This is a genomic window from Brevundimonas sp. UBA7534 (assembly GCF_002479325.1).
GTDB lineage: Bacteria > Pseudomonadota > Alphaproteobacteria > Caulobacterales > Caulobacteraceae > Brevundimonas.
Genome location: NZ_DLMO01000175.1, coordinates 1 through 23,799, shown reverse-complemented (window position 1 = coordinate 23,799; position 23,799 = coordinate 1). Strand labels below are relative to the sequence as shown.

Annotated in this window: 26 protein-coding genes and 1 pseudogene; 9 read left to right on the top strand and 18 right to left on the bottom strand. The window is 67.3% G+C overall.

The features are described from left to right. The 4 genes from B2U11_RS14705 to B2U11_RS14690 all read right to left on the bottom strand — a co-directional run. Positions 1 to 1,359 (bottom strand): UvrD-helicase domain-containing protein (locus tag B2U11_RS14705; protein WP_349680733.1); only part of this gene is annotated, 1,359 nt, incomplete at its 3' end. 284 nt (positions 1,360 to 1,643) lie between these two features. Continuing rightward, positions 1,644 to 2,021, bottom strand: coding sequence for a hypothetical protein (locus tag B2U11_RS14700; RefSeq protein WP_292072850.1), 378 nt, complete (start codon positions 2,019 to 2,021; stop codon positions 1,644 to 1,646). 5 nt (positions 2,022 to 2,026) lie between these two features. Further along, complete coding sequence (locus B2U11_RS14695) at positions 2,027 to 2,209, bottom strand: hypothetical protein (RefSeq protein ID WP_292072848.1); 183 nt, start codon at positions 2,207 to 2,209, stop codon at positions 2,027 to 2,029. Further along, positions 2,206 to 2,643 (bottom strand): hypothetical protein, encoded by a 438-nt coding sequence (locus B2U11_RS14690; protein WP_292072846.1) that lies wholly within the window; start codon positions 2,641 to 2,643, stop codon positions 2,206 to 2,208. The genes B2U11_RS14695 and B2U11_RS14690 overlap by 4 nt, the downstream gene beginning before the upstream one ends. Before the next feature lie 67 nt (positions 2,644 to 2,710). Between B2U11_RS14690 and B2U11_RS14685 the strand changes: the two are divergent. The 3 genes and pseudogenes from B2U11_RS14685 to B2U11_RS14675 all read left to right on the top strand — a co-directional run. Then, a pseudogene (locus tag B2U11_RS14685) lies at positions 2,711 to 3,415 on the top strand (ATP-binding protein); the annotation flags it as partial. 54 nt (positions 3,416 to 3,469) lie between these two features. Then, complete coding sequence (locus tag B2U11_RS14680) at positions 3,470 to 4,984, top strand: response regulator (protein ID WP_292072844.1); 1,515 nt, start codon at positions 3,470 to 3,472, stop codon at positions 4,982 to 4,984. 37 nt (positions 4,985 to 5,021) lie between these two features. After that, positions 5,022 to 6,788: an AmpG family muropeptide MFS transporter gene (locus tag B2U11_RS14675; protein ID WP_414632975.1), complete on the top strand. Its 1,767-nt coding sequence runs from the start codon at positions 5,022 to 5,024 to the stop codon at positions 6,786 to 6,788. A 4-nt stretch (positions 6,789 to 6,792) separates the two neighbouring features. Here B2U11_RS14675 and B2U11_RS14670 read toward each other — a convergent pair whose 3' ends face one another. The 3 genes from B2U11_RS14670 to B2U11_RS14660 all read right to left on the bottom strand — a co-directional run bounded on the left by B2U11_RS14670 (position 6,793) and on the right by B2U11_RS14660 (position 8,032). After that, the gene (locus B2U11_RS14670; protein ID WP_292072839.1) at positions 6,793 to 7,185 is read right to left on the bottom strand and encodes a YidB family protein; all 393 of its coding nucleotides are present in this window, start codon (positions 7,183 to 7,185) and stop codon (positions 6,793 to 6,795) included. A gap of 77 nt (positions 7,186 to 7,262) precedes the next feature. Next, a complete protein-coding gene (locus B2U11_RS14665; RefSeq protein ID WP_292072837.1) occupies positions 7,263 to 7,400 on the bottom strand; it encodes an entericidin A/B family lipoprotein in 138 nt (45 codons plus the stop codon). 116 nt (positions 7,401 to 7,516) lie between these two features. Then, positions 7,517 to 8,032 carry a prolyl-tRNA synthetase associated domain-containing protein gene (locus tag B2U11_RS14660; RefSeq protein ID WP_292072835.1) on the bottom strand — a complete coding sequence of 172 codons (516 nt, stop codon included), beginning with the start codon at positions 8,030 to 8,032 and terminating at the stop codon, positions 7,517 to 7,519. Positions 8,033 to 8,097: 65 nt separating this feature from the next. On the opposite strand from B2U11_RS14660, the gene B2U11_RS14655 reads away from it, so the two are divergent. Continuing rightward, positions 8,098 to 8,838: a DUF6065 family protein gene (locus tag B2U11_RS14655; protein WP_292072851.1), complete on the top strand. Its 741-nt coding sequence runs from the start codon at positions 8,098 to 8,100 to the stop codon at positions 8,836 to 8,838. Positions 8,839 to 8,891: 53 nt separating this feature from the next. Here B2U11_RS14655 and B2U11_RS14650 read toward each other — a convergent pair whose 3' ends face one another. From B2U11_RS14650 to B2U11_RS14620, 7 genes are all read right to left on the bottom strand, one after another. Further along, positions 8,892 to 9,455: a CC0125/CC1285 family lipoprotein gene (locus B2U11_RS14650; protein WP_292072834.1), complete on the bottom strand. Its 564-nt coding sequence runs from the start codon at positions 9,453 to 9,455 to the stop codon at positions 8,892 to 8,894. Positions 9,456 to 9,553: 98 nt separating this feature from the next. Next, on the bottom strand, positions 9,554 to 10,186 hold the full coding sequence (locus tag B2U11_RS14645) for a LysE family translocator (RefSeq protein ID WP_292072832.1): 633 nt from the start codon (positions 10,184 to 10,186) through the stop codon (positions 9,554 to 9,556). 54 nt (positions 10,187 to 10,240) lie between these two features. After that, positions 10,241 to 10,804, bottom strand: coding sequence for a hypothetical protein (locus tag B2U11_RS14640; protein WP_292072830.1), 564 nt, complete (start codon positions 10,802 to 10,804; stop codon positions 10,241 to 10,243). Positions 10,805 to 10,881: 77 nt separating this feature from the next. Beyond that, entirely contained in the window at positions 10,882 to 11,334 is a 453-nt protein-coding gene (locus B2U11_RS14635; RefSeq protein ID WP_292072828.1) for a translation initiation factor IF-2, read from the bottom strand. A gap of 64 nt (positions 11,335 to 11,398) precedes the next feature. Then, complete coding sequence (locus B2U11_RS14630) at positions 11,399 to 12,631, bottom strand: argininosuccinate synthase (RefSeq protein ID WP_292072826.1); 1,233 nt, start codon at positions 12,629 to 12,631, stop codon at positions 11,399 to 11,401. A 133-nt stretch (positions 12,632 to 12,764) separates the two neighbouring features. After that, complete coding sequence (locus B2U11_RS14625) at positions 12,765 to 13,694, bottom strand: electron transfer flavoprotein subunit alpha/FixB family protein (RefSeq protein WP_292072825.1); 930 nt, start codon at positions 13,692 to 13,694, stop codon at positions 12,765 to 12,767. Beyond that, positions 13,695 to 14,459 carry an electron transfer flavoprotein subunit beta/FixA family protein gene (locus B2U11_RS14620; RefSeq protein ID WP_249749486.1) on the bottom strand — a complete coding sequence of 255 codons (765 nt, stop codon included), beginning with the start codon at positions 14,457 to 14,459 and terminating at the stop codon, positions 13,695 to 13,697. Positions 14,460 to 14,576: 117 nt separating this feature from the next. Here B2U11_RS14620 and B2U11_RS14615 point away from each other — a divergent pair, with 117 nt between their 5' ends. Continuing rightward, complete coding sequence (locus tag B2U11_RS14615; RefSeq protein WP_292072821.1) at positions 14,577 to 14,918, top strand: hypothetical protein; 342 nt, start codon at positions 14,577 to 14,579, stop codon at positions 14,916 to 14,918. Here B2U11_RS14615 and mtgA read toward each other — a convergent pair. The 4 genes from mtgA to B2U11_RS14595 all read right to left on the bottom strand — a co-directional run bounded on the left by mtgA (position 14,915) and on the right by B2U11_RS14595 (position 18,108). Further along, positions 14,915 to 15,610, bottom strand: coding sequence for a monofunctional biosynthetic peptidoglycan transglycosylase (mtgA, locus tag B2U11_RS14610; protein ID WP_292072819.1), 696 nt, complete (start codon positions 15,608 to 15,610; stop codon positions 14,915 to 14,917). The genes B2U11_RS14615 and mtgA overlap by 4 nt on opposite strands. A 1-nt stretch (position 15,611) precedes the next feature. Beyond that, a complete protein-coding gene (locus tag B2U11_RS14605; RefSeq protein WP_292072817.1) occupies positions 15,612 to 16,577 on the bottom strand; it encodes a WD40 repeat domain-containing protein in 966 nt (321 codons plus the stop codon). Positions 16,578 to 16,646: 69 nt separating this feature from the next. Beyond that, positions 16,647 to 17,585 (bottom strand): pirin family protein, encoded by a 939-nt coding sequence (locus tag B2U11_RS14600; protein ID WP_292072815.1) that lies wholly within the window; start codon positions 17,583 to 17,585, stop codon positions 16,647 to 16,649. A gap of 34 nt (positions 17,586 to 17,619) precedes the next feature. Then, positions 17,620 to 18,108: an Lrp/AsnC family transcriptional regulator gene (locus tag B2U11_RS14595; RefSeq protein WP_292072814.1), complete on the bottom strand. Its 489-nt coding sequence runs from the start codon at positions 18,106 to 18,108 to the stop codon at positions 17,620 to 17,622. A 138-nt stretch (positions 18,109 to 18,246) separates the two neighbouring features. Between B2U11_RS14595 and B2U11_RS14590 the strand changes: the two genes are divergently transcribed. From B2U11_RS14590 to B2U11_RS14575, 4 genes are all read left to right on the top strand, one after another. Further along, positions 18,247 to 19,494: a 3-methyl-2-oxobutanoate dehydrogenase (2-methylpropanoyl-transferring) subunit alpha gene (locus tag B2U11_RS14590; RefSeq protein WP_292072813.1), complete on the top strand. Its 1,248-nt coding sequence runs from the start codon at positions 18,247 to 18,249 to the stop codon at positions 19,492 to 19,494. Between the two features lie 59 nt (positions 19,495 to 19,553). Continuing rightward, a complete protein-coding gene (locus B2U11_RS14585; RefSeq protein ID WP_349680734.1) occupies positions 19,554 to 20,624 on the top strand; it encodes an alpha-ketoacid dehydrogenase subunit beta in 1,071 nt (356 codons plus the stop codon). 1 nt (position 20,625) lies between these two features. After that, on the top strand, positions 20,626 to 22,362 hold the full coding sequence (locus B2U11_RS14580) for a 2-oxo acid dehydrogenase subunit E2 (RefSeq protein ID WP_292072811.1): 1,737 nt from the start codon (positions 20,626 to 20,628) through the stop codon (positions 22,360 to 22,362). A gap of 265 nt (positions 22,363 to 22,627) precedes the next feature. Beyond that, a partial coding sequence (locus B2U11_RS14575) for an FAD-dependent oxidoreductase (protein ID WP_292072809.1) occupies positions 22,628 to 23,799 on the top strand: 1,172 nt, incomplete at its 3' end.

Here is a 23,799-nt window from a genome sequence, read left to right as displayed (position 1 = left end):
GTCGGGGAGGTCAGTGGTTTCGCTGGGGAGGTATCGGTTCGCAAATTCCCTCGTGTGATCCTGAACAAGTGGAGGCAGGCGATAGCTAGTTCGAAGATGCGCCCACCTGCCGCCGGCGAACCCCATGCCGTTCATCGCTTCTTCCGTCCAAGCCTTGCCGGTCCCGTAAACGTCTTGAGTGATGTCCGCGACCAGTAGCATTTCTCCTTCTGGAGCAAGAGCCATCCGTAGAATGTTCCACCATTCGGGCTGATAGTCCTGCCCTTCATCGACAAGTATTGTTTCAAATTTTTCAGGACGGCCCGTTGATAGCGCGTGCGTGGCAAGTTCTGGAACACGACGCATGATAATATCATCTTGCTCGGATTTTCTCTTCTTAGAGAAGTCCTTGAAAAGTGCAATGTAATCATTCCCCATGTCAGCTTGTTCGGCCGCTCGTCGACAAAATAGATGGAAGTGATCGAACTGAATCATTTGCATCCCGCCTCGACCAGGGCGAGCCCGCACTACCAAGTCTTTAAGGTAGTGCCAGAGTGTAATATTGAAGGTCACAACTAGGACGGATTTTCCGTCTCGCGCCCGCTGGGCGGCGCGCGCAGCGAGAACGAGTGACTTACCCGAACCCGCTGGTCCCTTTACGCGTCTGTAGCCTGTTGCAGGCCACGTCACGACGAGATTTTTTTGGACCGCATCAAGTTCTAGCGGGAGCCGTTGTGTTGATGAGAAATCAGGCTCGACAAGCCAACCACGCAGATCAGCCGCAAGCGTATCGTTCATCAGATAGGATTTTTCTCGACAAGACTCGGGGAACACAGCAGCAATATCCCCTCGGCCGATTTCTTCCATGCCGCTAATTGGGCTATACTTAGCGAACTTGTCGTCTTCCGAATTCTTGATGAACGGAGAGAAAAGTGACCGCACTGATTCTGCGCGCGCAAAGGGAAATATGACCCCAGCAGTGATGGCTCCGTAACCGTTCTTCTGTGCGAGGCGCGGACAGTAGAGGTTGTAGATGCTCTGCTTATAGGCATCGACCTTGGTGACGGGGTTCTGGCTTTGAAGCGAAAACTGCCGCCCGTCCTGTTCGCCCATCAAGACCGGAAGTCCGTATTGGTCCTTCTTCGTGAAGTATCGCAGCGCGCCCAAGTTCCAGTCTTTCACCTCGAACACACCAATTCCCACGTCAGGGTTTAGCAGGACGAAATCAGGACGAAGGCCATTCAGATGCGGTTGGAGATATATCTCCCATCCTGGCGGAAGCGTATCGTTGAACATCTCGAACACGAGGCGTTCGCCTGGCGTCAGAGGCTGCCGAAGATCGGCAAACGCCTCAAGCGGTGGTGAAATCAGACGTGGCATAGCCAGTCAGTATCAGGGAGTTGGCTCCCAGCGAACCTCAGTTGGTAGGTGTGCAAATTTCCGTTTTTCGACACCGTTGGGTTTTATGGCTGCGAGGCTATTGGCATGGCGAGAGCGACGAGCCTCAAGGCTTGGTCACGGCGTCGCCGAAAACATTCACTGCTGAAGCGACGCCACTGCCTCGATGCGCCTCACTCGCTGGCCTTCGGCTGCGCTCGTGATCGCCTTCGGCGATCGGACCTTCGGTAGTCAGGTCATCCCTTACTGCCCGTTCGTCAGTCCCATCATTCCTGATACAGACCCGGTTCTGCGTAGGCGGTCAGGAAGGCAACCATCGTCTCGGCCTCCCGCATTGAACTGAGTGTGACATATACTGCGACGCTCCAGGCACTGCCGCCAACAGGCACTCCCTGCTCGACATCGACGGCTTCGAGGGGCACGTCCTCTTGGTTGGTGAAGCGCATGTGCGCGAGCATATCAGTGCGGATGCGTGACCCAAGCCAGACCGCTTCCGCCTCATCGGCGCAGTCGTCGATTCTGACCACGGCGATGACCCAGCCATCGTCGAGGGGGCGGACGCCGACGTAGACGGTCTGTCCGCCTGGGATAAAGTCGGGGGCAGAGAAGTGGTGGGCAAGGCCATTTTTAAGCGGCGGATACATTACGGTTAGCGCTGCCAGCCCGCCGTCTTGATCATCGCCCTAGCGACCGCCGCCGGGTCCGGTGCCGTAGCAATGATACGGCCGTCGCACAGGCCAATGAAGCCTTTGCCGTCGTAGGCGTGCGCGACCTCGTAGAAGCGCCGGCCACGGGTAAAGCGGATCGGACCAGACTTGAAACGAGGGATCATCGTGCGATCTCCCAGCCTTGATACAGCCCCGGCAGCGGCACGACGCGGACATAGCCGTCAGCTTTCAGCTTGGTCAGGCAGGCCCCGATGCGCTTCCTCATGAGGACCACGGTGGCATCGTCTGCCTTCAGCCCACGCAGTTTGATCTGTTCATGAACGATGTCGAGCGCTGTCAGTGGGTGGTCGGCCGCTTTCAGCAGCCTCACTACCAAACGGACGACCTCGCCCTTTTTGGCGCGATGCTTCGTCGGGTAGCGGATGATGCGTGTGGGGTCGGCGTTTGGATCGAACAGACGGATCGCGGCGTCGATGTGATCAAGATCGCAGATCACCTTCCGCTCTTCGGCGCGCAGATGCTTCAGCATCCCGGCCAGTTCGGTGCGCTTCTCGATCAGACCGGCGACGGTGTTGGGGCGTTCGGGCTTCTGTTCCATGAAAAGAACGTAGCAAGAACAGTTAGATGCGTCTCAAACCGTTAGGTGTGTTTGCGCCATAACAGCGGAGTATTCCGCCCAGGCCTTGGACTCCCTGCGCCAGCCGCTGGAGACGGGCGAGATCGTGGTGGCCCGCGCCAACGCCCATGTCCGCTATCCAGCCCGATTCCAGCTGGTGGCGGCGATGAACCCCTGCCGCTGCGGCCTGGGCGGGGCCGGACGCGGCGCCTGCGGCAAGGCGCCCCGGTGCCAGCGCGACTATCAGAACCGCATCTCGGGCCCGATGTTCGACCGCATCGACCTGACGGTGGAGACGCCGCCCGTCACCGCCGCCGACATGGCCCTGCCTCCGCCCTCCGAGGGCACGGCCGAGGCCAAGGCGCGCGTCGCCGCCGCCCGCGCCGCACAGGAGGACCGCGCGCGTGAAGCCGGTCTGGACGCCTCCCAGGGCCTGAACGCCAGGGCCGGCGGCGAGACGCTGGATCGCTTCGCCACGCCGGACGAGGCGGGGCGCATGCTGCTCATGCGGGCAGGCGAAGCGGGCGGCCTGACCGCGCGCGGCTGGACCCGGACCCTGCGCCTGGCGCGCACCATCGCCGACCTGGACGGATCGACCGGCGTGCTTCGCCGCCACATCGCCGAAGCCCTGATCTATCGCCGCGCCACGGTGGGCGCCCAGGCGGACTTCGACCGGCGCACCACGCATCGCGGCGATGCGCCCTTCGGCCTGCGTGAGGGTGGCGGGGGCCAGGCGGCGTTCCTCTCTTCGTGAACGGCAGGGGATTTTAACGCCTGTGCGCTAGGTCGGTGGCCTGTGGAGGCGATCATGGCGCGACGCGCGGCGAGCAAAGACACCCAAGACCCGAACGCGCCCGCCGTCGATCCGGCGCAGCAGTTCCTGCGCCTGATGAGCCACGAGATGCGTACGCCGCTCAACGGGGTGATCGGCATGATCAACCTGTTGCAGCGCACCCGTCTGGACGGCGCCCAGCGCGCCTATGCCGAGACAGCGCGCCAGTCGGCCGAGCACCTGCTGGGCCTGGTCAACGACCTGCTCGACTACGCCCGGCTGGAGGCCGGCAAGCTGGAGTTCGACCTGGCGCCGGTGGACGTCGAGGGGTTGGTGCGCGGCGTCGCCGAACTGCTCAGCGCCCGCGCCCACGAAAAGGGGCTGGAGATCGCCTGGTCCGTCGCCGCCGATGTTCCCGACATCGTCGCCGACGAGGGGCGGCTGCGCCAGGTGCTGTTCAACCTGGCCGGAAACGCGGTCAAGTTCACCGCCGCCGGCGGCGTCCGCATCGGCGTGGAACGCGCCGGAGGAACCGCCCTTCGCCCGCTGCTGGCCTTCGTCGTCGACGACACCGGGCCGGGCGTCCCGGCCGAGGCGCGCGCGCGCATCTTCGAGGAGTTCGGCCACGTCGATTCCTCCGACGCCGCCCGCTTCGACGGCGCCGGCCTGGGCCTGGCCGTGGTGCGCCGCCTGGCCGAGGCGATGGGCGGATCGGTCGCGGTCGAGGACCGGCCCGACGGCCACGGCGCGCGCTTTCGCCTGACCGCCTCGTTCGAGGCCGTGGCCGTGGATCGCGGTCGGCCGCTGGAAGGACAGGCCGTGGCGATGTGTTCTCCCGACCCGTTCGTCGCCGGCGCCGCCGCCGCCCAGATCGAGGCCGCAGGAGGGCGCATCGACCCGGACGCCCCGGTGATCCTGGTCGACCACGCCCTGGCCGAGGCCGGAGGGATCGTCGCCGCCCCGACCGGCCGGCGCGCCGTGATCCTGCTGCGTCCCGCCGACCGCGACCTGATCGCCCGCTATCGCGGCGCGGGCTATCAGGGCTATCTGATCAAGCCCCTGCGCCGCGCCTCCCTGGCCGAGCGGGTCCTGGCCGCCGCCGGCGCCGCGCCCGCCCAGGCCTCCACGCCCGCGCCCGAGGACGACCGTGTCGCCCCCGCCCGTTTCGCCGGAACCCGCATCCTGCTGGTCGAGGACAATCCCGTCGGCGCCCTTCTGGCCCGCACCCTGCTGCGCCGCGAGGGCTGCACCGTCGAGACCGCCGCCACCGGCGACGAGGCCGTCGCCGCCCTGAAGCGGGCGCGCTACGATCTGGTCTTCATGGACATGCGGATGCCGGGCATGGACGGCCCGGCCGCCGCGCGCGCCATCCGCGCCACGGGCGACGCCACGCCCATCCTGGCCCTGACCGCCAACGCCTTCGCCGAGGACCGCCGCCTGTGCCTGGAGGCGGGGATGAACGACCACCTGGTCAAGCCCCTGGACCCCGAGGCGCTGCGCGCCGCCCTGACCCGCTGGACGAACCGCGCCAACCGCGCCAAGGTCGCCTGAGTTCAGGCGCCCGCGCTCCGGTCGTCTCGCGGAGCGTATGATGACCAACAGCAGCCCCGTCCCCGCCCAGGGAAAGCCCGCCGGACGTCTGGGCGGCCTGGCCGTCTATGGCGAGCGGCGGGTGTTCATCATGCTGCTGTTGGGGTTTTCGGCGGGCCTTCCGAACCTTCTGATCTTCGACACCTTGTCGGCGTGGCTGCGGGAAAGCGGTCAGACGTTGGAGGTGATCGGCTTCTTCGCCCTGGCCACCCTGTCCTATTCTCTGAAGTTCGTCTGGGCGCCGCTGATCGACCGGACGGCCGTGCCGCTGCTGACGCCGCTTTTGGGTCATCGCCGGGCCTGGATGCTGGTGACGCAAGGCGTGATCGTGTTCGGCCTGTGGTCGATCTCCAGCCTCAATCCCTCCAACGCCCTGATCGCCATCGCCGGCTTCGCCGCCCTGGTCGGTTTCTTCGGCGCGACCCAGGACATCGTCATCGACGCCTGGCGGATCGAGGCGGCCGACGACAGCCGCCACGGCGCCATGGCCGCCGCCTATCAGATGGGCTATCGCGTCGCCATGATCGTGGCGGGCGCCGTGCCGCTGGTTCTGGCCGATCTTTACAACTGGAATCTGTCCTACGCCGTGATGGCCGCTCTGATGGGGGTCGGCATCGCCGGCGTCCTGTTCGCGCCCCGCGAGAAGGCGCATGCGATCCGCGCCATTCCAGTCGGCGACGTGCCGTCGCGGCCCGCACTGGAGGGGCTGGAATGGATCGTGCGACTGCTGATCATCGTCGCCGCCGCCATGATCATGGGCGCCGGCCTGACGGGCCAGCCCCTCACTCTGAACACGCTGCTTGGCCTGTTCGGCCTTGGCGCGGAGGGCAAGGCCGCCGTCGCCGGCGCCTGGGACGCGCGGCCGGAAGGCGTCTATCTGCAGGTCGCGGCGGTGTTCATCGGTCTGGCCGTGCTGGTCCTGGCCTGCTGGCCGCTGCCAAGGGTCAAGACGCGGCCCGGCGCCTATCTGGCGGGCTCGTTCGGCCAGCCCCTGGCGGATTTCTACAAGCGGTTCGCCGGGGTGGCGACGCTGATCCTGGCGCTGATCTGCGTCTATCGCCTGGCCGACTTCGTGCTGAACATCATGAATCCCTTCTACCTGGACCTGGGGTTCACCAAGACCGAACTGGCGGAGGTTCGAAAGGTGTTCGGCGTGATCATGACCACGCTGGGCGTGTTTATCGGCGGCTGGTCGGTGGCGAAGCTGGGCCTGATACGCACCATGGTCATCGGCGCCTTCATGAGCCCGGTGTCGAACCTGGTCTTCGCCTGGCTGGCGACGCAGGGCCCCAGCCTGCCCGCCCTGACGGTCGCCATCGGGATCGACAACAGCGCCACCGGCTACGCCGGCACGGCCCTGATCGCCTATATGTCCAGCCTGACCTCGATCGGCTTCACCGCGACGCAATACGCCCTGTTCAGCTCGCTTTACGCATTGCCCGGCAAGCTGATCGCCTCCCAGTCCGGGCGCATCATCGAGGCGTCGGCCCGCGCGGCGGAAGGGTCGGGGCCGTTCGCCGTCTTCAGGGGACTGTTCGCCCGCCTGCCCGAAGGTTCGCTGGCGGCCGGCGCGGCGACCAGCGGGGTGACGCCGGCCGCCCTCGGCGCGGGTTATGTCGTCTTCTTCCTGTATTCGACCGCCATCGGCGTGTTCGGGATCGTGCTGGCCTTCATCGTCGCCGCCAAGCAGACGCGGCTCCAGGCCGGCCGAGCGCCGGAAGCGGAGGACCCCGCCGTCGCCGCGACCGAGGGCCAGCCCTCCTGACGCCTCAGCGCTTGAAGAAACCGCCGATCATGTCGCCCACCCCGCCGGGCAGCTTGGCCAGCAGGTCGTCGGCCCCATCGACCTGACCGCCCGGGGTAAGGCGGTCGATGGCCTCGGGCAACAGGCCGGCAAGGGTTTCGCTGGCCTGCTGCGGCGAGACGCCCAGCTTCTGCGCGAAGTCGGCTAGCGGGCCGGAGCCCAGGACGGCGGCGATCTGCTCGGCCGAAATTCCGGCGTTGGCGCCCTTGCCGATCCAGGAGCCCACCACATCCCCCAGCCCCGCCTGGCCGAACTTTTCCGCCAGTCCGCCGACCCCGCCCTGGGTCTTGAGCAGATCGCCCAGGCCGCCAGCCGCGTCATCGCCCAGGCCGTTCAGCACCGTGTCGAGAAAACCCATCGTCCGTCTCCCATGCCCAGGTCGTCACGCTAGCACCGGGTGACGACAGAAACGAGAATCCGTTCGCCTGGCGCCGGTCAGCGCTTGGCCTGTTCGGCGCTCTGGCTGACGGCCGACCCGGCGGCCGAGACGTCGCGGCCGATGCCCGAGATGGTGTTGCAGGCCGAAACCGCCAGGGCGGCGGCGACGAGGGACAGGACGACGATCTTGCGCATGACGGTTTCCATGAAGCCAATGGATGACACCCTGCCGCCGACCGGTTTCGTCGTCGGCAAGGCACAGCTTGAAGGTCGCCATTATCAGGCGCCGAGGCGGCGCGCCATCCGCCGCATCATTCCGCCATCGTCGCGAAATCCACCAGGATCGGCTCCCGCTCCAACAGGGCCGTGACCCGGCGGAACGTCGCCTGGTCCAGCGCCGTGGTCGCCGTGTTCGTCAGCGGGTGGAAGTTGACGATGTCTGCCTCCCACAGCCGACGGTCCAGCACGAAAGTGACTCGGCGCTCAAGGTCATTGATCAGGCCCAGCGCCGTGACCGAGCCGGGTCGCACACCCAAAGTCTCCCACATCAAGGCTTCGTTTCCGAACGACAGCCGGTCCGAACCGATGACGGCGGGCGCGCGCTTCAGGTCGATGATCGTGTCCTGTTGCGCCGAGATCAGCCACAGCCGGCCCTTCTTGTCCTTCAGGAACAGGTTCTTGGTGTGGGCGCCGGGCAGGGCGGCCTTCATCTCCAGACCCTCCTCCACGCGGAAGACGGCGGGGTGGTCGTGGGTCGTGTGCGCGATCTCGCGCTCGGCCATCCAGGCCAGCAGGCGGTCGCGGTCGAAGGGCGGGGAAGCGGTCATGGTTGAGCGGCCGGGAACGTCGCGATAGGGAAGTTTCCATGGTCGATACCGTGCAGACGCGCCCGCTGGAACTGGAATGCTATCCGATGACGGCCCGGCCGCCCGATCTGGTGCCCGGTCGCCAGTCGCGCGACTGGATGGACGCCTTCGCCAGCCGCCACCCCTATCGCTGCCTTCCGCTGAACATGGCCAACACCACGGGCTGGGAAATCCTGTGCCCGTTCGGTTTCGCGGCGGAGTGGAACGGCGGGCCGTCGCAGGCCGACATCGTCATCACGCCCGACCGGCCGCAGCACGACATGAAGCATTTCGTCACCTCGCACTTCTCGCGCGGGGTCCTGACGATGCATCCGCAGTACCTGTTCCGCACGCCGCCCGGTTGGGGGATGATGTGCTCGGGATCGCCCAACCATGTGAAGGACGGCATCCAGCCGCTGGTCGGCCTGATCGAGACGGACTGGCTGCCGTTTCCCTTCACCATGAACTGGATATTCACGCGGCCGGGCCGGGTGCGGTTCGAGAAGGGCGAGCCCTTCTGCTTCATCAATCTGATCGAGCACAAGAAGGTCGAGCAGTTCCAGCCGGTGATCCGCACGCTGGAGTCCAACCCGACCATGCACGGCCAGTTCGAGGCCTGGAACCGCGCCCGCACCGACTTCAACCAGCGACTGGCGGGCGGAGACCCGGACGCGGCCAAGGAGGCGTGGCAGCGCTTCTACTTCAAGGGTGAACTGCCCGAGGATCTGGGCGCGGCGCCGGCCAGCCACATCAACAAGCGCCGTCTGAAAAATCCCCGCGTGGGCTGAGGGCCCACGCGGGGATTGGTCGGCCTATCGCGCTTCGCGCTGCTTCAGGCCTGTCAGGGCATGGGGCGGGTGACGCGCGGTCCCAGGTTCTGGATGACCTCGCGGGCGTCGAAGGCGTTGGGATCGCCGGCGGGCTTGGGACCGCGGCCCATCACGATCTCTGCGCTGGCTTCGTAACGGTCTACCTGGCGCACGTCGAAGTCGTTGGGACCCCACGGGTCGAACGGGCGCCAGAAGCCGCCGCGATAATAGCGCCACGACGGACCCCAGTACGGCCCGTAGAAGCTGTTGTATCGCGAATAGAACGGGTCGGGCGATCCGACGAAGCGGGTGTCGCGATCCGTGGCGCGGTTCACCGTGGCGAACCAGTCATAGCCGCTCTCGGCCGTCAGCTCGGCCGAACGCAGCAGCAACGACATCTCGACCTGCTCGCGCGAGGTCAGGGAATTGCCCGAAAAGGACACGCGGTAGCGGTCGTTCTCCAGCCGCTGTTCTGCATAGCCGCCACGCTGGCCGTTGAAGCCGGCGGGCTGATACGGCGTGGCGGTGGCGCACGCGGCCAGAGTCAGCCCTGCGACCGCCGTGATCGCAAGGGTCTTGAGGAAGGGGGCTTTCATGAAATCAACTCCTTGATCGCCGAATTGGGCGCGCTGGCTGCTGAACGACGCATGAACGGCCACGTTCCCGACGAATGCAAGGCCAAGCTTGCGGCGCGCTACAACCTGATGACGATCAATACGGCCGCGGCCAGCAAGAGGATGCCGACGAACAGGCCGAAACCGCGCCGAAACCGGGGCTGGGCCATGCGACGCGACAGCGCGGCGCCGGACAGGGCGTAGGCGCTCATCGACATCATGTCCATGCCGATGACGGCGGCGGCGAACAGAACCAGCTGCGGCGCGATGGGGCGACTGACATCCAGGAAGGGCGGAAGGACGGCCGTGAAGAAAAGCACCGCCTTGGGGTTGGCGATCTGCACCGCGAAGCCGTCGACGAAGGCGCTGCGGCCGCGCCGCACGACGATGCGCTTGGGATCCGCGGCGGTCTTGAAGGCGCCGTGCAAGGCCTTCAATCCCAACCAGGCGACATAGAGGGCGCCGGCCACGGCGATCAGGCGAAACGCCTGGGGGAAGGCCTTGACCAGGGCGCCCAACCCCAGGGCGGCGGCAGCGAACCAGACCAGGGTGGCGGCGTTCACGCCGACCACGCCGACCAGGGCCGAGGCGCGGCCTTTCTCCATGCCTGTCGCCACCGCGAACAGATTGGCCGGGCCGGGCGTGATCGCCATCACGGCCATGACCCCTAGGAAGGTCGAATAGAGGTGCGGATCGACAGGCAGGGCGGACATTGCGGCGATGTCCTCCGCCGTGACGCGCCCGTCAAGCGGATCGAAGCCCTAGCTTCACACCTCGGGCGCCGGCGGCGCGGGGGGTTCGGGCGGGGCCGGCGGCTCGATCGCCTCGACGGCGTCGCCGGCCTGGTCCAGCGCGTACTGGGCGATCAGTCCGTAGGTCTCGATCTGTTCGGGGTCGGGATTGGTCCAGGCGCTATTGGCGACGACGCCCTGGGCGCCGGCGACGCCGCTCTGGATGGCGTCCTGCACCTCTGGATCGTTCAGCGCCTCGGAGACCAGGGCGTCGACGTCGATGTCCTTCAGCGCCTCGGCGGCGATGGCAGAGGCCATGCGGGTCGCCTCGGCGGTGAAGGCGGCGACGTCGGGCGAATACTCGGCCCACAGGGCGGAGATGCGAACGCCCTTCTGTTCGTCGGTTAGACTCTCGTCCTCGGAAATGGCCTCGGCGCGTTCGCCAAAGCGCTCCATCCGGGCCTCGAAGTCGGCCGAAGCGGCTTCCAAACGGGCCTCGGCCGAATCCGGCGCGGCGGCCTCCTGAGCCGTTTCCTGGGCCAGGGCGGACGAAAGCGGCAGAAGAGCCAGCGCGGCGGTCAGGCTGAGGACGCGGATCATGGGAGACCCCCCGTGGACGACCCGCGCAAGGTCGCCCCACGACCGCCTGGGCTCAAGTGAAATCGCGGTAAGGCGACTTACTGAGGGGTCGCCGGAGGCTCGGCCGGGGCGTTGGCGGCCGCTTCCACCTGACCGCGCGCCAGGGCGGGAATGCCGCGGATCTGCTCGGCGGCGGCGGCGATCTGAGCCGAGGCGTCCTCGCCTGACGCGGCCGTCTGGGCGGTCGCGAAGGCCTGGAACTCGGTCACGAAGGCGTCGGCGTCAGACTGATAGCGGGCCTGGATCGCGTCCAGGTCGGTCTTGGCCTTGGCCTTGTCGGCCTGGGCGGCGGCGGTCTGCATTTCGGTCGCCATCGCCTCCATGCTCTGGCCGAACGCCTCTGCCTTGGCTTCGAAGGCGGCCTCTTCCGGGCTCTGTTGCTCGGCGGCGGGCGCCTGGGCCGCCGGCGCGGCTGGCGCCGCATCCTGGGCGAAGGCGGGGGCGGCGAGCGCCAGGGCGGCGACGGCGGCCAGCGGGGTCAGGAGACGCATGGAGAATGCTCCGAGAAATGGAGCCGCCACCCTACGAGAAATCCGGGTGGCGGCAAGCGCAGCCTTACTTGCCGCGCGCGTCCCGTTTGGCCAGCACCCGCAGACGCAGCGCGTTCAGCTTGATGAAGCCGGCGGCGTCCTTGTGGTCATAGGCCTGGACGCCTTCCTCGAACGTCACCAGGTCCTGATCGTAGAGGCTGTAGGGGCTTTCGCGGCCGATGACCGAGACATTGCCCTTGTACAGCTTGACCTTGACCGTGCCTGTGACCTTTTCCTGCGACTTGTCGATGGCGGCCTGCAGCATCTCGCGCTCGGGCGAGAACCAGAAGCCGTTGTAGATCAGCTCGGCGTACTTCGGCATCAGCTGGTCCTTCAGATGCATGGAGCCGCCGTCCAGGGTGATGCTCTCGATGCCGCGGTGGGCCGCGATCAGGATGGTGCCGCCGGGGGTCTCATAGACGCCGCGCGACTTCATGCCGACGAAACGGTTCTCGACCAGGTCCAGACGGCCGATCCCGTTGTCGTGGCCGTACTGGTTCAGGGCGGTCAGGATCGTGGCCGGGCTCATGGCTTCGCCGTTGATCGAGACGGCGTCGCCGCGCTCGAAGCCGATCTCGATGACGGTCGCGACGTCCGGCGCGTCCTCGGGGCTGATGGTGCGCTGGTGGACGAACTCGGGGGCCTCGACGGCCGGGTCTTCCAGCACCTTTCCCTCGGACGAGGAGTGCAGAAGGTTGGCGTCGACGCTGAAGGGCGCCTCGCCGCGCTTGTCCTTGGCGATCGGGATCTGGTTCTTCTCGGCGAAGTCCAGCAGGGCCTCGCGGCTGCGGAACTCCCACTCGCGCCAGGGGGCGATGACGCGGATGTCGGGCTCCAGGGCGTAATAGCCGATCTCGAAACGGACCTGGTCGTTGCCCTTGCCGGTCGCGCCGTGACAGACGGCGTCGGCGCCGACCTGACGCGCGATCTCGATCTGGCGCTTGGAGATCAGCGGCCGGGCGATGGAGGTGCCCAGCAGATAGTCGCCCTCGTACTGCGCATTGGCGCGGAACATCGGAAAGACGAAGTCGCGCACGAACTCCTCGCGCAGATCGTCGATGAAGATGTTCTCAGGTCTAATGCCCAGCTTCAGCGCCTTCTCTCGCGCCGGACCCAGCTCCTCGCCCTGCCCCAGGTCGGCGGTGAAGGTCACGACCTCCGCCCCGTATTCGGTCTGCAGCCATTTCAGGATGATCGAGGTGTCCAAGCCGCCGGAATAGGCGAGGACGACTTTCTTGGGCTTGGAGGCCTCGGTCATGGCGGATCTTTCAGCGACGTGCGGGGGAGATTGAGCGCGCGCATAAGACCCATGCGGGTTGGGTGCAACCCCCTAAGAAAACGCCCGCCCCGGCGAACCGGGACGGGCGAACAACCAATGCCTGGCCGAAGGGTCAGCCCAGGGCGGCCATCAATTCGGGGACGGCGGTCTTGTAGTCGGCGACCAGGCCATAGTCCGCCACCTGGAAGATCGGGGCGTCCGGGTCCTTGTTGATGGCGACGATGGTCTTGGAATCCTTCATCCCCGCCAGGTGCTGGATGGCGCCCGAGATGCCGATGGCGATGTAGAGCTGGGGCGCCACGACCTTGCCGGTCTGGCCGACCTGATAGTCGTTCGGCGCATAACCGGCGTCCACGGCGGCGCGCGAGGCGCCGACGGCGGCGCCCAGCTTGTCGGCCAGCGGGTCCATGACGGCGTGGAACTCCTCCGCGGAGCCCAGGGCGCGGCCGCCCGAGACGACGATCTTGGCGGCGCCCAGTTCGGGCCGGTCCGACTTGACCATCTCCTCGGAGACGAAGGCGGTCTTGGGTGCATCGGCGCCGGCGACCGTCTCGACCGAGGCCGAGCCGTCGTTGGTCGCCGCGTCGAAGGCGGTCGGGCGCACCGTGATCACCTTCTTGGCGTCCGACGACTGGATCGTCTCCAGCGCGTTGCCGGCGTAGATCGGGCGCACGAAACTATCAGACGAAAGGACCTCGACGATGTCCGAGATCGGCGCGACGTCCAGCTTGGCGGCGATGCGCGGGGCGTAGTTCTTGCCGTCGGTGGTGGCGGGGGCCAGGATGGCGTCATAGCCGTCGGCCAGCGGAACCACGGTCGCCTCCACCGCCTCGGCGAGCGCCTTGCCCAGGCCCGCGCTCTCGGCCAGCAGCACCTTGCGCACGCCGGCGATCTTGGCGGCGGCGTCGGCGGCGTCCTTGGCGTTCTCGCCCACCACCAGCACGTCCACGTCGGACGACAGGGCCAGGGCGGCGGTCACGGTCTTGTTGGTGGTGTCGCGGACGGCCGAGCCGTCGTGATCGGCGATGACGAGGACGGCCATTTACAGCACTCCCGCGGACTTGAGGGTTTCGACCAGTTGGGCGGCGCTCTCGACCTTGACGCCGGCCGAGCGCTTGGGCGGCTCGGTGACCTTCAGGACCTTCAGCCGGTCGGCCGTGTCGACGCCGTAGTCGGCGACCGCCTTGACGGCGATCTCCTTCTTCTTGGCCTTCATGATGTTGGGCAGAGACGCGTAGCGCGGCGTGTTCAGCCGCAGGTCCACGGTCACCACCGCCGGCAGCTGGGCCGCCACGGTCTGCAGGCCGCCGTCGACCTCGCGCGTCACGGTCGCCTTGCCGTCGGCGATTTCCAGCTTGCCGGCGAAGGTGGCCTGGGGCCAGTCCAGCAGGGCCGCCAGCATCTGGCCGACCGCATTGTTGTCGCCGTCGATGGACTGCTTGCCCATCAGCACCAGGTCAGGCTTCTCCTCGTCGACCACGGCCTTCAGCAGCTTGGCGACCGCCAGGGGCTCCAGGTCGGTGTCCGACTGGATCAGCACGCCGCGGTCGGCGCCCATGGCCAGGGCGGTGCGGATCGTCTCCTGCGCCTGGGTGACGCCGATGGACACCACGACGATCTCGTCGGCCGTGCCGGCGGCGTGGTGCTCCTTGCCTTCCTTCAGACGCACGGCCTCTTCGACGGCGATTTCGTCGAAGGGGTTCATGCTCATCTTGACGTTGGCCAGGTCGACGCCCGACTGGTCCGCCTTCACGCGGGCCTTGACGTTATAGTCGATCACCCGTTTGACGGGGACGAGAACCTTCATGGGTCTATCCGTGAAATCGCCTGATTGATGGGGCAAGGACATGGAGCGGTCGAGAAGGCCTGTCAACGTAACGCGGCGTCAGGTTTCCTGGCCCGACCGACCCTAACGGACCGAGAGATGAAGCGTTTCCTGACCTTTCCGCGCCTGAGCATGATCTTCCTGGGCGTGTTCGGGGTAATGCTGGCGGGCATCTTCGTGCTGCAGGCCGTCTGGGTCAGCCCCGGCGAGCGGTGCGAGGCGCGCGGCGACTGGTACGACATCGAGACGCGCACCTGCGCCACGCCGATCTACGTGCCCGACATCACCGGCCGCCCCGCCGGCGTCAGCCGCGCCGAGGCCTCCAACGCCAAGAACCGCGAACTGATCGAACTGGAGGCCCAGGTCGCCCAGCAGCGCCGCGCGGTCGACGCCGCCGTGGCCCGTGAACGCCAGGAGCTGAAGGCCCGCGAGGGGCTCTAGCGCGACCCGAGGACGCAGGCGTTCAGGCCGTCGCCCCGCACCGTGCCCATGGCGGCCTGGATGCGGCTGGCGCGGCGGCGGACATAAGGGCCGGGACTGGCCGCCTTGTAGCGGCGCGGCGCGGGCAGGATGGCGGCCAGGCGCGCCGCCTCGCGCGGGGTCAGGTCGGCCGCGTCCTTGCCGAACCAGTGGCGCGACGCCGCCTGGGCGCCATAGACGCCGGGCGCCCACTCCACCACGTTCAGATAGACCTCCATGATCCGGCGCTTGGACCAGACCGTCTCGATCAGGACGGTGTAGCCCGCCTCCAGCCCCTTTCGGACCCAGTCGCGCGACGGCCACAGGAAGACGTTCTTGGCGGTCTGCTGGCTGATGGTCGATCCGCCCCGGATGCGCCCGCCCTCGGCGTTGTGGTCCAGCGCCTTCTGGATCGCCTCCATGTCGAAGCCGTGGTGGCTGCAGAAGCGGGCGTCCTCGGCGGCGATAGCGGCGTCGACCAGGTTCGGCGAGATGTCGTTCAGCCCCCGCCAGCGATAGTCCAGTCCCCGCCCCCCGGCCGCCTGCTGCAGCATCAGGATGGTCGGCGTCGGCGGGACCACCGCGAACAGGGCGACCCCGACCACCGGCACGGCGATCAGGGCCAGAAGGATCAGCCCCAGCAGCCGGCCCGGACGGAACCGCTTGCCCGCCATCTCAGAGGATCGCCACGCCGGCGCGACCGTCCTCGTCGGCCCAGGCGACCTTGTCCGCCTTGGGGCTCAGCGACAGGGCCACGATGGCGGCGCCCTTCTCGGCCTTGACGAAGTTCAGCCCCTGCGCCGCCGGATGGGCGACCCAGACCCGACCGTCCGTCAGGCCGGCGGCGACCAGACCGTGCGCCGCGCGCGCCGAGACCAGATTGACCAGACTGGCCTCGTCATAGCCGATCTCGGTCGCCTCGCGCCCCATCGGGCCGTTGGAGCCGATGAAGGGCCACAGCACCACGCCCTGCGCGCCCGAGGTCGCCATCAACTGACCGCCAGCCAGGAAGGCGACCGAGCGGACCTTGCCCGGATACCCGCCCATCCGCAGGTTCTTGGCGTCCTTCAGCCGCCATCCGTGCAGTTGATTGTCCTGCATCATGGTGACGACGAAGGCGCCGTCGGGCGAGATGGTCACTCCGGTGTGCGACCCGGCCCATTTCAGCAGGGTCGGCTGCTGCTTTTCGATCCGCGCGTACCACAGGGCCGCGCCGCCGTAGGTGGAGGTCGCGATGCGCCGGCCCTTGGGCTCGAAGGCCACGCCGGAGACGGTGCGCTCGTGCTGGAAGTCGCGGCGGAACCCGGTGTCCGCCGGATCGATCACCGACAGGGTGCGCCCGAAGGAGAAGGCCACCAGGCCCGACGCGGCCGAGGCGTCGATGGCGTCGATCCACTGGTTCTTGGCCGTGGCCAGGATTTGAGGGTCCTCGCCGCGCCGGCTCCAGACCACGCGGCCGTCGTCGCCGCCGGTGACGACGCCGTCGCCCGACGGATGCACGGCCGCGCACAGCACCGCCCCGTCATGCGCCTCGATCCGCTGGCGATCGTCGAACCGCACCGAACCGTCGCCCAGGGCGAAGACGGCGCCGGACGCGTCGAACAGGGCGGCGGTGACCTGGGCGTCGAAGTCGAAGTTCATGCCGCTGGCGTTAGCCGGTTGCGACGGGGCCTGCAAATCTTCTGCCTCCCACGACGGGGAGGCGATTCACTACACCGGGTCGGTGGGCTTGGGTTCGACGGACGCGGGGGCCGGCTGGGCCTGGGACGGTTCCTCGGGCAGAGGGATGAACTCCAGGTCGTCCTCCTTGGGCAGTTTCATCCGCCCCGCCTTCCAGTCGGCCTTGGCCTGGTCCAGGCGGGCCTGGCTGGAGGCGACGAAGTTCCACCAGATCAGCCGTTCGCCCACCGGTTCGCCGCCCATGACCATGACGGTCGACTGAGTCAGAGCCTTGACGGTCGGTTCGGCCGTCGGCTCCAGCACGATCATCTGGCCTTCGTGGAAGGTGCGGTCGCCGACCTCGATCGAACCCTTGGCCACGAACAGGGCGCGCTCGCTCATGCCCTCGGCGCCCCGGCCGGGCGGCGGAGCGGTCTTGACGCCGGGCTGCAGTTCCCAGTGGACATAGAACAGGGGCGACGAGACCGGCACGCCGGCCTTGGCGCCATACGCCTCTCCGGCCACCAGCCGCGCGAACAGGCCGCCGTTCTCATAGGTCGGCTGGTCGTCCTCGCCCAGGTGATGGAAGGCGGGATCGGTCTCCTCGGCCTCGTTCGGCAAGGCCGCCCAGGCCTGCATGCCGTGCATCGGCCCGCCGCGGCTCTTCTTCAGCGGATCCGTGCGCTCTGAGTGGACAATGCCCCGGCCGGCGGTCATCCAGTTGACCTCTCCGGGACAGATCGGCTGGGTGTAGCCCAGATTGTCCCGGTGCATGATCTCGCCCTCGAACAGATAGGTCAGGGTCGACAGGCCGATGTGCGGGTGCGGGCGCACATTGATGGCGTCGGCGCCCGGCGCGAACTCGGCCGGCCCCATCTGGTCCAGGAAAATGAAGGGCCCGACCATGCGGCGCGAATGGAAGGGCAGGACACGCCCGACCTCGAACCCGCCGAGATCCTTGCGGCGCGCGTCGATCACCAGTTCGATCATGGTCTTGGTCCCGGGGCGGGAGGCCCGGACGTCGTTATCCGACGTGGGGCGTCACGATGCCAAGAGGCAGGGCGGTCACATTTTTCACGCCGCGCGTGACGATGTGGCTTTCGCAGTCCGAGACGATGCCCAGGGCCAGCAGCTTCTCGCGCAGGAATTTGTCGAAGGCGTGCATGTCGGCGGTGATGATCCGCAGCACATAGTCCTCGCGCCCGGTTATGGTGGCGCACTGGACCACCTCGGGCCATTTGTCCACGGCGGTCTCGAAGATGTCGAGGTTTTCGGAAGACGGCAGGCTCAGCTTGACGATCGCGTACACCTCGAAGTCCAGCCCCAGCAGTTGGGCGTTCAACAGGGTCACGCGCTTGGTGATCAGGCCGGAATCCTCCAGCCGCTTGATGCGCCGCCAGCAGGGTGAGGCCGACAGACCGACGCGATCGGCCACTTCCGCGACCGAGAGGCCGGCGTCCTGTTGCAGGATGTCGAGGATCCGGGCGTCGATGGGATCGAGTTCGTCCGCCAAGGCGTTTCTCCGATTATGATTATCGCGAAATAAAAAACCCGAAATCGCGATTTAGCAAGGTCATATTGAGCGAGCGCCTTCCTAGGGGCCGTGTTATCAGTCGTCCAGAGGAAACACGGACGGACAACGGACGCCCGCATGAACGACAAAATCATGAAGAAGAACAGCCAGCCGCTGTCGCTGCGGGTTCCGGAGCCCTCGGGCCGCCCCGGCGACGCACCGGACTTCAGCCACCTTCAGCTGGACCCGGCCGGGGCCGTCGAACGGCCCGAGACCGACACGACGCCCTATGCGATGCGCGATCACGCCTTTCGGCTGATTCGGGTGCTGGACGACGCCGGAAACGCGGTTGGCCCGTGGAACCCGCGCCTGGACCCGGAAACGCTGCGGCGCGGCCTGAAGGCCATGATCCTGACGCGCGCCTTCGACGACCGGATGCACCGCGCCCACCGTCAGGGGAAGACCAGCTTCTATATGAAGTGCACCGGCGAGGAGGCCATCGCGGTCGCGCAGGGCATGCTGCTCAGCCGCGAGGACATGGGCTTTCCGACCTATCGCCAGCAGGGGCTTCTGATCGCGCGCGGCTATCCGCTGGTCGAGATGATGAACCAGATCTATTCGAACGCGGCGGACCCGATCAAAGGCCGCCAGCTGCCGATCATGTATTCGTCCAGGGACTACGGCTTCTTCACCATCAGCGGCAATCTGGGCACCCAGGTTCCCCAGGCGGTGGGTTGGGCCATGGCCAGCGCCTACAAGGGCGACGACAAGATCGCGATCAGCTGGATCGGCGACGGCGCCACGGCGGAAGGCGACTTCCACAACGCCCTGACCTTCGCCTCCGTCTATCGCGCGCCGGTCATCCTGAACATCGTCAACAACCAGTGGGCCATCAGCTCCTTCCAGGGCATCGCCGGCGGGCTTGAGACCACCTTCGCCTCCAAGGCCATCGGCTATGGCCTGCCGGCCCTGCGGGTGGACGGCAACGACTTCCTGGCCGTGTGGGCGGCGACCCAGTGGGCCGAGGAGCGCGCCCGCACGAACCAGGGCGCCACCGTGATCGAGCTGTTCACCTATCGCGGCGCCCCGCACTCGACCTCAGACGACCCCAGCCGCTATCGCCCCGGCGACGAGCACGAGAAATGGCCGCTGGGCGATCCGCTGGAGCGGCTGCGCCAGCACCTGACCGTCATCGGAGAGTGGGACGACGAGCGTCACGCCACGGCCCTGCGCGAGGCGGTCGAACAGGTCCGCGCCGCCGGCAAGGAGTCCGAGGCCATCGGCACCCTGGGCCAGTCGCGCCCCAGCGTGAAGACCATGTTCGAGGAGGTGTACGCCACCGAGGACTGGCGCCTGGTCGAACAGCGCCGCGAGGTGGGGATCTGACCATGGCCGAGCAATCCACCTTCACCGAAGCGGACCGCAACGACGGGATCGAACCCGACATGGTCGATCAGGACGCGGCCCCGCGGTCGGTCGCGCCCGAGGCCGCCGGCACGGCGCCGATGAATATGATCCAGGCGCTGAACTCGGCCCTGGACGTCAAGATGGCCGAGGATTCCAACGTCCTGTCGTTCGGCGAGGACGCGGGCTATTTCGGCGGCGTCTTCCGCGTCACCGACAAGCTGCAGCAGAAACACGGCCTGACCCGCAGCTTCGACGCCCCGATTAGCGAATGCGGCATCGTCGCCGCCGCCATCGGCATGGGGACCTACGGCCTGCGCCCCGTGGTCGAGATCCAGTTCGCCGACTACATCTATCCGGCCTACGACCAGATCGTGTCCGAGGCGGCCAAGCTGCGCTATCGCTCGGGCGGCCAGTTCACCGCTCCCATCGTGGTGCGCTCGCCCTATGGCGGCGGCATCTTCGGCGGCCAGACGCACAGCCAGAGCCCCGAAAGCCTGTTCACCCACATCGCGGGCCTGAAGGTCGTCATCCCGTCCAACCCCTATGACGCCAAGGGTCTGCTGACGGCGGCGATCGAGGACGACGATCCGGTCATCTTCTTCGAGCCGAAACGCCTCTACAACGGCCCGTTCGACGGCTGGCACGAGAAGCCGGTCAGCCCGTGGAAGGCGCAAGAGCTGGCGCAGGTGCCCACGGGCAAATACGTCGAGCCGATCGGCAAGGCGCGCGTGATGCGCGAGGGGAACGACGTCACCATCCTGGCCTATGGCACCATGGTCTGGGTCGCCTTGGCCGGCGCCGAACACGCCGGCGTGGACGCCGAGGTGATCGACCTGAGAACCCTGGTCCCGCTGGACATCGAGACCATCGAGGCCTCGGTGAAGAAGACCGGCCGCTGCGTCATCGTGCATGAGGCGCCCAAGACGTCCGGCTTCGGCGGCGAGCTGTCGGCCCTGGTGCAGGAGCGCTGCTTCTATCACCTGGAAGCGCCGATCGCGCGTGTGACGGGCTGGGACACGCCCTATCCCCATGCTTTCGAATGGGAATATTTCCCCGGACCGCAAAGGGTCGCAGACGCCATCAAGAGCGTCATGACGGGAGGTCGATAAGATGGGTCGTTTCGTCTTCAAGCTGCCCGACGTGGGCGAAGGCACCGCCGAGGCCGAACTGGTCGGCTGGCACGTCAAGGTCGGCGACATGGTCGCCGAAGACCAGATCGTCGCCGACGTCATGACCGACAAGGCCACCGTCGAGATCACCGCCCCGGTCAGCGGCAAGGTCACGGCCCTGCACGGCGAGCCCGGCGCCATGGTCCCTGTGCGCGGCCCGCTGGTGGAGTTCGAGGTCGAGGGCGCGGGCAATGCGGATGAGGCGCAGAGCCCCTCCGTCTCTCCGCTCCGCTCCGAGCCGCCTCCCCCCGCTACGCGCGGGGAGGAGACCGTGGCCGCATCGTCTCCTCCCCACGCCAGTGGGGAGGGGGACCGCGCGAAGCGTGGTGGAGGGGCTCTAGAAGCCCCCCAGACCCCTGCCGGCAATTACGTCTTCAAACTGCCGGACGTCGGCGAAGGCACGGCCGAGGCCGAGCTGGTCGGCTGGCACGTCAAGGTCGGCGACGCAGTCGAGGAGGACCAGATCCTGGCCGACGTCATGACCGACAAGGCGACGGTTGAGATTACTTCGCCGGTCGCCGGAACCGTGGTCGCCCTGTACGGCGAGGCGGGCAAGGCCGTGCCGGTCGGCGGGCCTCTGGTGGCGTTCGACGTCGAAGGCAAGGGCAATGTCTCGACGCCCGCGCCCGCTTCGGCCCCCTCCACCCCCTCGGGTCCAGCCCGAGGGCCAAAGGCGTCCCCCTCCCCCAATGGGGGCTCGGCGCCGTCCAAGTCTCCCCCCGCCGGGGGGAGCACCCGCGCAGCGGGGGAGGGGGGCAAGTCCGTCCCCGCCCTGACCGGCCGCGCCGCCGGCGAACGCCCGCTGGCCTCCCCGGCCGTGCGCAACCGCGCCCGCGACCTGGGCGTGGACCTGACCTTCGTGCCCGGCTCCGGCCCGGCCGGGCGGATCACCCACGAAGACCTGGACGGCTTTATCGCGCGCGGGGGATCGCAACCCGCGTCGGCCCCGTCCGGCGGCGGCTCGACCTATGCCAAGGCGGAAGGGACGACCGAGATCCGCATCATCGGCCTGCGCCGCAAGATCGCGGAGAAGATGGCCGAGAGCGTCCGACGCATCCCGCACATCACCTATGTGGAGGAGATCGACGTCACGGCGCTGGAGGAGCTTCGCGCGCACCTGAACGCGACGAAGCAAAAGGACCAGCCCAAGCTGAACGTCCTGCCCTTCATCGCCCGCGCCATCGTCGTGGCCCTGCGCGACCAGCCGCAGATCAACGCCACCTATGACGACGAGGCCGGCGTCCTGACCCAGCACGCCGCCGTCCACCTGGGCATCGCCGCACAGACGCCGAACGGCCTGATGGTGCCGGTCGTCCGCCACGCCGAGGCGCGCGATCCCTACGACACCGCGCTGGAGATCGCTCGCGTCTCGGGCGCGGCCAAGGACGGCTCAGCCAAGCGCGAGGAACTGTCGGGCTCGACCATCACCATAACCTCGCTGGGGACCTTGGGCGGGGTGGTCCACACCCCGATCATCAACCACCCCGAGGTCGCCATCGTCGGCCCGAACAAGATCGCCGAACGCGTGGTGGTCCGGGACGGCCAGATGGTCGTGCGCAAGATGATGAACCTGTCCTCCAGCTTCGACCACCGCATCGTCGACGGCCACGACGCGGCGGTCTTCGTGCAACGGATCAAGGGGCTGCTGGAGAACCCCGCGACGTTGTGGATGCGGTGAGATGATCGACCTCAGCATCGAGTCATTCAGACGCCACCTCCGAGCCCGGTTGGAAGCAGCCAAGCGATCCGGAAACACCCAGATCGATGTGAAAGCTGGCGATCTGCATCGCGAAGTCGGGGTCTATCCAAAGGCTGGTCACGCCATGCCGAGTTGTTGTGCCGCTATGCGCCAAGCGATGGGCCCAAAAGATCGGGTTCTGTCGGAGCCGCCCAAGGGACGCGGTGCCTCTTTGACTATTCGCTATCAGTTGGCCGACTAACCAATGACCCAGACCCTCAAGACCAAAGTCCTGATCATCGGCGCCGGCACCGGCGGCTATGTCGCGGGCATCCGCTGCGGCCAGTTGGGTCTGGACACCGTGCTGGTGGACGGTGGCGACGGTCTGGGCGGGACCTGCCTGAACGTCGGCTGCATTCCGTCCAAGGCCATCATCCATGCGGCGGGCAAGTTCGAGACCGTGGCCAAGGCCGCCGACGGCGGCACGCTGGGCATAACTGCGGCCAAGCCGGCCATCGACCTGAAACAGACGGTCGAATGGAAGGACGGGATCGTCAAGAAGCTGAACGCCGGGGTCGCGGCCCTGCTGAAGAAGGCCAAGGTCAAGGTCATCACGGGCTGGGCGAAGTTTGAGGACGCCAAGACCTGCATGGTGAAGAACGATGACGGCGACATCCGCATCACGGCCGAACACGTCATCCTGGCCACGGGGTCCGAGCCGGTCGAACTGCCCTTCCTGCCGTTCGGCGGCGACGTCATCTCCTCGACCGAGGCGCTGAGCCTGTCGGAGGTCCCCAAGACGCTGGTCGTCGTGGGCGGCGGCTACATCGGGCTGGAGCTGGGCATCGCCTTCAGGAAGCTGGGCGCGGAAGTCGCTATCGTCGAAATGGCCGAGCGCATCCTGCCGCTCTACGACAAGGCTCTGACCGATCCGGTGGCGAAGTGGCTGGAGAAGCATGGCGTCGAACTGCATCTGGGTGCGCGCGCTGGAGGCTTCGGTGACGGCAAGCTGTCGATCACGACCAAGGACGGCGAGCCGCTGCAACTGGACGCCGACAAGGTGCTGGTCACCGTCGGCCGTCGGCCCCGCACCCAGGGCTGGGGCCTGGAGAACATGGGCGTGGCCATGGCCGGTCCCTTCGTGAAGATCGACCAGCGCTGCGCCACTTCGATGAAGAACGTCTGGGCGGTCGGCGACCTGACGGGCGAACCCATGCTGGCGCACAAGGGTTCGGCCCAGGGCGAGGTGGTCGCTGAAATCATCGCGGGCCACGACCGCGTTTTCAACCCGGTCACCATCGCCGCCGTCTGTTTCACCGAGCCGGAGATCGTCTCGGCGGGCCTGGGACCGTCCGACGTGGAGGGGCGCGACGACGTGATCCAGGCCGTCTTCCCCTTCGCCGCCATCGGCCGGGCGCTGGCCATCGAGGCGGGCGA

What these genes read in the sequence shown, in the direction of transcription:
- B2U11_RS14665 (WP_292072837.1), bottom strand. Translation starts at nt 7,400, where the DNA reads ATGCGCAAGATCGTCGTCCTGTCCCTCGTCGCCGCCGCCCTGGCGGTT.
- B2U11_RS14670 (WP_292072839.1), bottom strand. Translation starts at nt 7,185, where the DNA reads ATGGGTTTTCTCGACACGGTGCTGAACGGCCTGGGCGATGACGCGGCT.
- B2U11_RS14650 (WP_292072834.1), bottom strand. Translation starts at nt 9,455, where the DNA reads ATGAAAGCCCCCTTCCTCAAGACCCTTGCGATCACGGCGGTCGCAGGG.
- B2U11_RS14690 (WP_292072846.1), bottom strand. Translation starts at nt 2,643, where the DNA reads ATGGAACAGAAGCCCGAACGCCCCAACACCGTCGCCGGTCTGATCGAG.
- B2U11_RS14700 (WP_292072850.1), bottom strand. Translation starts at nt 2,021, where the DNA reads ATGTATCCGCCGCTTAAAAATGGCCTTGCCCACCACTTCTCTGCCCCC.
- mtgA (WP_292072819.1), bottom strand. Translation starts at nt 15,610, where the DNA reads ATGGCGGGCAAGCGGTTCCGTCCGGGCCGGCTGCTGGGGCTGATCCTT.
- B2U11_RS14645 (WP_292072832.1), bottom strand. Translation starts at nt 10,186, where the DNA reads ATGTCCGCCCTGCCTGTCGATCCGCACCTCTATTCGACCTTCCTAGGG.
- B2U11_RS14585 (WP_349680734.1), top strand. Translation starts at nt 19,554, where the DNA reads ATGGTCGATCAGGACGCGGCCCCGCGGTCGGTCGCGCCCGAGGCCGCC.
- B2U11_RS14680 (WP_292072844.1), top strand. Translation starts at nt 3,470, where the DNA reads ATGGCGCGACGCGCGGCGAGCAAAGACACCCAAGACCCGAACGCGCCC.
- B2U11_RS14580 (WP_292072811.1), top strand. Translation starts at nt 20,626, where the DNA reads ATGGGTCGTTTCGTCTTCAAGCTGCCCGACGTGGGCGAAGGCACCGCC.
- B2U11_RS14620 (WP_249749486.1), bottom strand. Translation starts at nt 14,459, where the DNA reads ATGAAGGTTCTCGTCCCCGTCAAACGGGTGATCGACTATAACGTCAAG.
- B2U11_RS14605 (WP_292072817.1), bottom strand. Translation starts at nt 16,577, where the DNA reads ATGAACTTCGACTTCGACGCCCAGGTCACCGCCGCCCTGTTCGACGCG.
- B2U11_RS14590 (WP_292072813.1), top strand. Translation starts at nt 18,247, where the DNA reads ATGAACGACAAAATCATGAAGAAGAACAGCCAGCCGCTGTCGCTGCGG.
- B2U11_RS14600 (WP_292072815.1), bottom strand. Translation starts at nt 17,585, where the DNA reads ATGATCGAACTGGTGATCGACGCGCGCCGCAAGGATCTCGGCGGGTTC.
- B2U11_RS14635 (WP_292072828.1), bottom strand. Translation starts at nt 11,334, where the DNA reads ATGCGTCTCCTGACCCCGCTGGCCGCCGTCGCCGCCCTGGCGCTCGCC.
- B2U11_RS14660 (WP_292072835.1), bottom strand. Translation starts at nt 8,032, where the DNA reads ATGACCGCTTCCCCGCCCTTCGACCGCGACCGCCTGCTGGCCTGGATG.
- B2U11_RS14625 (WP_292072825.1), bottom strand. Translation starts at nt 13,694, where the DNA reads ATGGCCGTCCTCGTCATCGCCGATCACGACGGCTCGGCCGTCCGCGAC.
- B2U11_RS14695 (WP_292072848.1), bottom strand. Translation starts at nt 2,209, where the DNA reads ATGATCCCTCGTTTCAAGTCTGGTCCGATCCGCTTTACCCGTGGCCGG.
- B2U11_RS14640 (WP_292072830.1), bottom strand. Translation starts at nt 10,804, where the DNA reads ATGATCCGCGTCCTCAGCCTGACCGCCGCGCTGGCTCTTCTGCCGCTT.
- B2U11_RS14630 (WP_292072826.1), bottom strand. Translation starts at nt 12,631, where the DNA reads ATGACCGAGGCCTCCAAGCCCAAGAAAGTCGTCCTCGCCTATTCCGGC.
- B2U11_RS14615 (WP_292072821.1), top strand. Translation starts at nt 14,577, where the DNA reads ATGAAGCGTTTCCTGACCTTTCCGCGCCTGAGCATGATCTTCCTGGGC.
- B2U11_RS14675 (WP_414632975.1), top strand. Translation starts at nt 5,022, where the DNA reads ATGATGACCAACAGCAGCCCCGTCCCCGCCCAGGGAAAGCCCGCCGGA.